We start from the raw sequence: 4,781 nt of genomic DNA, 5'->3' as shown, positions 1-4,781 counted from the left end.
TTTTTAGAATGACATTGCAACAAAATTATAACAAATAAGAAACTGTAAACACAGTATGTCTTAAAACGTTAAGAATAAAAATAACGTTTTGTAAATACAATAATATCATAAAATGCTTACTTCCTTCACCTATTTTTTGATATGTAAAAAATATCAATGCATAAATCAAATGTATGGTAAAGTATTCGCAAAGTAGGCATATTGGATATGTCTGAGATAAGATTATAATCAATAACTTAAGTAACTTTATTTTTGTTAATTTTATTTTAAGTGGTTGTTATTTATGCAGCAAATAGAAACCTACTTTTTCGGAAAGCTAAATCAATCTCGTGATTTTATTGTTTCTGAAAATCTCCAAGCTAACGATAAAAATTTTTGGGATGGATGGTTTAGTCGTTGCGCCAACCAAGATAAGTTAATTCCATTTACCCGAAAGGTGCTTTTTGCATCCCGCATTTGGCTGTTTGGTATTAAACTGCCTGATAGCATTACCTATATTGGTATAACCGCCCTTAGCTCAGATCAAACTGGTCGACAATATCCTTTTGTATTATTTCAAAAGCTTTACACCCTTTCCGAACAGTTAAACTCTTTTAATTTTTTTTACAAAAATGTAGATTTTTTTAACCAAACATTAATCAACGGTAAATGTTTTATAACAAATTGCTTAGGTACGCTTCATAAACCTGACCATCCATTATCCGAGTCTTTCCTCAATTTTTTATCTAAATCAGATAATATCGGCAGCTTTTGGATAGAATGTGAAAGTGGTAACCATATAGAAAGAGACGGGGAGCCGACATGTTCTCTGTTCAATAAAATATTTGGATTATAAGTAGATGAGTACATTTCCCCTATGGGCTGAACCAATTTCCGCAGACATCCCTGAAGGAGTAAATATTGAATACGATAGCCGCTTTTTAGAGCTTCAAAGCGCTGCCGAAGGAAAACCGGAACGTCAATATGGTGACACCATCATCCCTGCGGAAGAACCTGATTGGGCTACAGTAGAGAAGCTATGCAATCAACTGCTGGCTGAATCAAAAGACCTCCATGTTTTAGCCTATTACACACAGGCTCTTACCGCAAAACACGGGCTGGTTGGCTTTTGCGCCGGCTGCGAAGCCATCAAAACCAATGTGGATTTATATTGGAAATCCCTATATCCCAAACTCGAAGATGAGGACGGCGAATCCGACCCGTTTTATCGAATCAATGCATTAAGTGCGTTCACGACACTTGATGGCATCGCCAAAGAAGTATTTTCAGCTAAATTATTAGTAAACGGACTGACCCAACAGCCTATTACCGTTAAAGAAGCAGTTTCTGTCTTGCAAGGCAATGACCCTCAAAGTTATCCGGGCGGCAAAGAACGTTTGATGCTCGATATCAGGGTAAGTGCCGATACCGGCAAACCGGAATTGATTGCCTTAATCCAGGCATTAGACCATCTGAAAGATATTCAAAACACTTTCTCGACCCAGCTGCAAGACGAACACTCACTCAATTTTGAAGTGATTCAAAAACCGCTTACCCTGATCCACAAAGCCATCAATTACAATGATGGAAGTACCCCGCAGCTGCAACATGCTGAACAAACGGAACAACCCGCTGAAACGCCCGTTTCGACCGTTGCTCAAGAGCAATCGACCCTTCAAGAAGCGGATGCATGGCGTCGTCTGAATATCAAAAATCGGGCTGATGTCGATTTGGCTTTGGAAAAAATCTGCATTTACTTTGAAACGCTGGAACCCAGCCACCCTGCCCCACTATTTATCCGTAGGGTACAGCGACAAATGAATATGAACTTCTACGACATCATGAAAGATATTAGTCCTGAAAGCATTGCCAATCTGGAAGTTTTGATCGGTAAGCCTGACGAAGAAACTGGAACCTCCAACGAATAAGGTAGTCTACCCGCAATAGTGAAGTTCGTTTAAATAAACAACTTTTATCATTTAAAGGTCATTGAATATGTCACGAAACAAATCATCCGGACAAAAATTTATTGCCCGCAACCGGGCCCCTCGCGTACAGATTGAGTACGATGTAGAACTTTACGGCTCTGAGAAAAAAATTGAGCTTCCATTCGTTATGGGTGTGATGGCAGATTTGGTCGGCAAACCTGTGGAGCCACTGCCCGAATTGGCCGAACGCAAATTTTTGGAAATTGACGTAGATAATTTCGATGAACGTATGAAAGCCCTCAAACCTCGTGTGGCATTTAATGTAAAAAATACGCTTACCGGTGAAGGCAATCTGAATGTAGAGCTTGAATTGGAAAGCATGGATGATTTCTCTCCGGCAGCAATCGCCAAAAAGGTAGGTCCTTTAAAGGAACTCCTACAAGCGCGCACAGAGCTTGCCAACCTGCTTTCATATATGGATGGTAAGAGTGGTGCTGAAGAATTAATCGGAAAAGTCTTGGGAGACAGCGAGCTGCTGAAAAGCCTTGCAGCTGCGCCTAAAGCGGCTTCCAAAGACGAGCAGTAATTTCAGATGAAATCAATAAAGTGAGCGTGAATCATGACTGAAAAGCAATTAGATATCCAAGGGGATAGCGGCGCAAAAAGCGTATTCGCCGCGAATGAATTTGAAAAGCTACTGCAAAAAGAATTCAAACCTAAAACCGAAGAAGCTAAAAGTGCCGTAAACAATGCTGTGGCAACTCTTGCCCAACAGGCCTTGCAAAATGCCATTACTATTTCAGACGACACTTATCAAACTATCGAAGCAATTATTGCCGAGCTCGACAGAAAACTCTCCGAACAGATCAATCTGATTCTACATCATGAAGATTTCCAAAAACTGGAAGGCGAATGGCGCGGTCTGCATCATTTGGTTACAAATACCGAAACTGATACTTTGTTGAAAATCAAGGTATTGCCAATCTCCAAAAAAGAAGTTGCCCGCAACTTAAAACGCTTCAAAGGCACTGCTTGGGACCAAAGCCCCCTATTCAAACGCATTTATGAAGAAGAATATGGTCAATTTGGTGGCGAACCTTTTGGCTGTTTGATTGGCGACTACTATTTTGACCACTCTGCACCCGATGTAGAAATGCTCAATAGTCTTGAAAAAATTGCTGCCGCCGCACACTGCCCATTTATTGCCGGCGCATCTCCCAAATTAATGCAGATGGAGTCTTGGCAGGAATTGGCCAATCCTCGTGATTTAAGCAAAATTTTCCAAAATGCCGAGTATGCCCCATGGCGCAGCCTGCGTGATTCCGAAGATTCGCGTTATATCGGTTTGGCCCTGCCACGTTTCTTATCCCGTCTGCCTTACGGTGCCACGACAAATCCTGTCGATGAGTTTGACTTCGAAGAAGAAACTGAAGGCGCGGATCACAACAAATACACATGGGCCAATGCGGCTTATGCAATGGCGGTAAATATTAACCGTTCATTCAAATATTATGGTTGGTGTACCTCAATCCGCGGCGTGGAATCCGGCGGTATCGTTGAAAACCTTCCCTGCCACACATTCCCGACGGATGACGGCGGCGTGGATATGAAATGTCCAACCGAAATCGCCATCAGCGACCGCCGCGAGGCCGAATTGGCAGCATTGGGATTCATGCCGTTGATTCACCGTAAAAATACCGACTTGGCTGCGTTTATTGGTGCTCAATCGCTGCATAAACCGTCTGAATATTATGATCCAGATGCCACGGCTAACGCCCGCTTGTCTGCGCGTCTGCCTTACCTGTTTGCGTGCTGCCGTTTCGCCCACTATCTGAAATGTATCGTACGCGACAAGGTCGGTTCATTCCGCGAGCGTGAAGACATGGAACGTTGGTTAAACGAATGGATTATGAATTATGTAGATGGAGACCCAATTAACTCCACTCAAGAAACAAAAGCCCGTAAACCGTTGGCCGCTGCTGAAGTGGTTGTGGAAGAAGTTGAAGACAATCCTGGATATTACACTTCCAAATTCTTCCTACGTCCGCACTACCAACTCGAAGGCCTTACTGTTTCATTGCGCTTGGTTTCCAAACTGCCTTCGGCTAAACAGGAATAGTCGGGTTTGGTTCATTTAGGTGGGCATGTTCATGCCCTGTTGTAGAATCCCTTAATTTTTCAACCTTTTAACAAGGAGAGTAAAAACATGGCTATCGATATGTTCATGAAAGTTGAAGGTGTTAACGGCGAATCAAAAGATTCCAACCACAAAAACTGGACCAACATCGAAAGTTTCGACTGGGGTGCCGAGCAACCCGGTTCGATGACCAGCGGTGGTGGCGGTGGTGCCGGTAAAGTCAAGTTCAATGACTTGACCGTAGTTGCCGCTATTGACAAAGCCGCTCCGACCATTCTGAAAAACTGTGCTACCGGCCAACACTTGAGTAAAGTAGAAATTTCCGTATGCAAAGCCGGTGGCGAGCAGATTGAATATTCACGCACTACTTTGGAAGATGTCTTGGTAACCGGCGTGAAATTCATCGGCGTACAAGACAACGATGCGCTGAAAATGCGTTACTCATTCCAAGCTGCCAAAGTGAAAAACCAATATTGGGAACAAACCGATAAAGGTTCTAAAGGTGCTGAAGTTCAAATGGCCTTCAACATCAAAGAAAACAAATCCGCATAACCACTATGCGCATTTAACTGCAGAAGCCTGGCTTAAAAGCCGTTTTAAGTCAGGCTTTATTTACAATAAATTTACTTTTCAGATGACCTCTGTCTTCCTGAAAAGTTAATCGGGTTTCGACTATTACACACTTTATCAGCCCTATGCCGTAAAACTCCGTCCTTCAGGGCGGAGATATAAGGCAC

At 42.7% G+C, this 4,781-nt stretch carries 5 protein-coding genes; all 5 read left to right on the top strand.

Annotation, left to right across the window (positions count from 1 at the left end; genetic code table 11):
* Positions 1 to 283: 283 nt before the first annotated feature.
* The 5 genes from tagF to KEM39_RS10745 all read left to right on the top strand — a co-directional run bounded on the left by tagF (position 284) and on the right by KEM39_RS10745 (position 4,596).
* Entirely contained in the window at positions 284 to 835 is a 552-nt protein-coding gene (gene tagF / locus KEM39_RS10765) for a type VI secretion system-associated protein TagF (protein WP_211710011.1), read from the top strand.
* Between the two features lie 4 nt (positions 836 to 839).
* A complete protein-coding gene (tssA, locus tag KEM39_RS10760) occupies positions 840 to 1,907 on the top strand; it encodes a type VI secretion system protein TssA (RefSeq protein ID WP_118778766.1) in 1,068 nt (355 codons plus the stop codon).
* Positions 1,908 to 1,974: 67 nt separating this feature from the next.
* Positions 1,975 to 2,493 carry a type VI secretion system contractile sheath small subunit gene (tssB, locus tag KEM39_RS10755; protein WP_025457418.1) on the top strand — a complete coding sequence of 173 codons (519 nt, stop codon included), beginning with the start codon at positions 1,975 to 1,977 and terminating at the stop codon, positions 2,491 to 2,493.
* Between the two features lie 33 nt (positions 2,494 to 2,526).
* On the top strand, positions 2,527 to 4,026 hold the full coding sequence (tssC, locus tag KEM39_RS10750) for a type VI secretion system contractile sheath large subunit (RefSeq protein ID WP_118778765.1): 1,500 nt from the start codon (positions 2,527 to 2,529) through the stop codon (positions 4,024 to 4,026).
* Between the two features lie 87 nt (positions 4,027 to 4,113).
* Complete coding sequence (locus tag KEM39_RS10745; protein ID WP_025457420.1) at positions 4,114 to 4,596, top strand: Hcp family type VI secretion system effector; 483 nt, start codon at positions 4,114 to 4,116, stop codon at positions 4,594 to 4,596.
* Positions 4,597 to 4,781 lie beyond the last annotated feature (185 nt).

This window comes from Neisseria sp. Marseille-Q1983, assembly GCF_018224585.1.
Taxonomy (GTDB): Bacteria; Pseudomonadota; Gammaproteobacteria; order Burkholderiales; family Neisseriaceae; genus Neisseria; species Neisseria polysaccharea.
The sequence above is the reverse complement of the archived record's forward strand: the minus strand, read 5'-3'. Positions and strand labels throughout refer to the sequence as shown.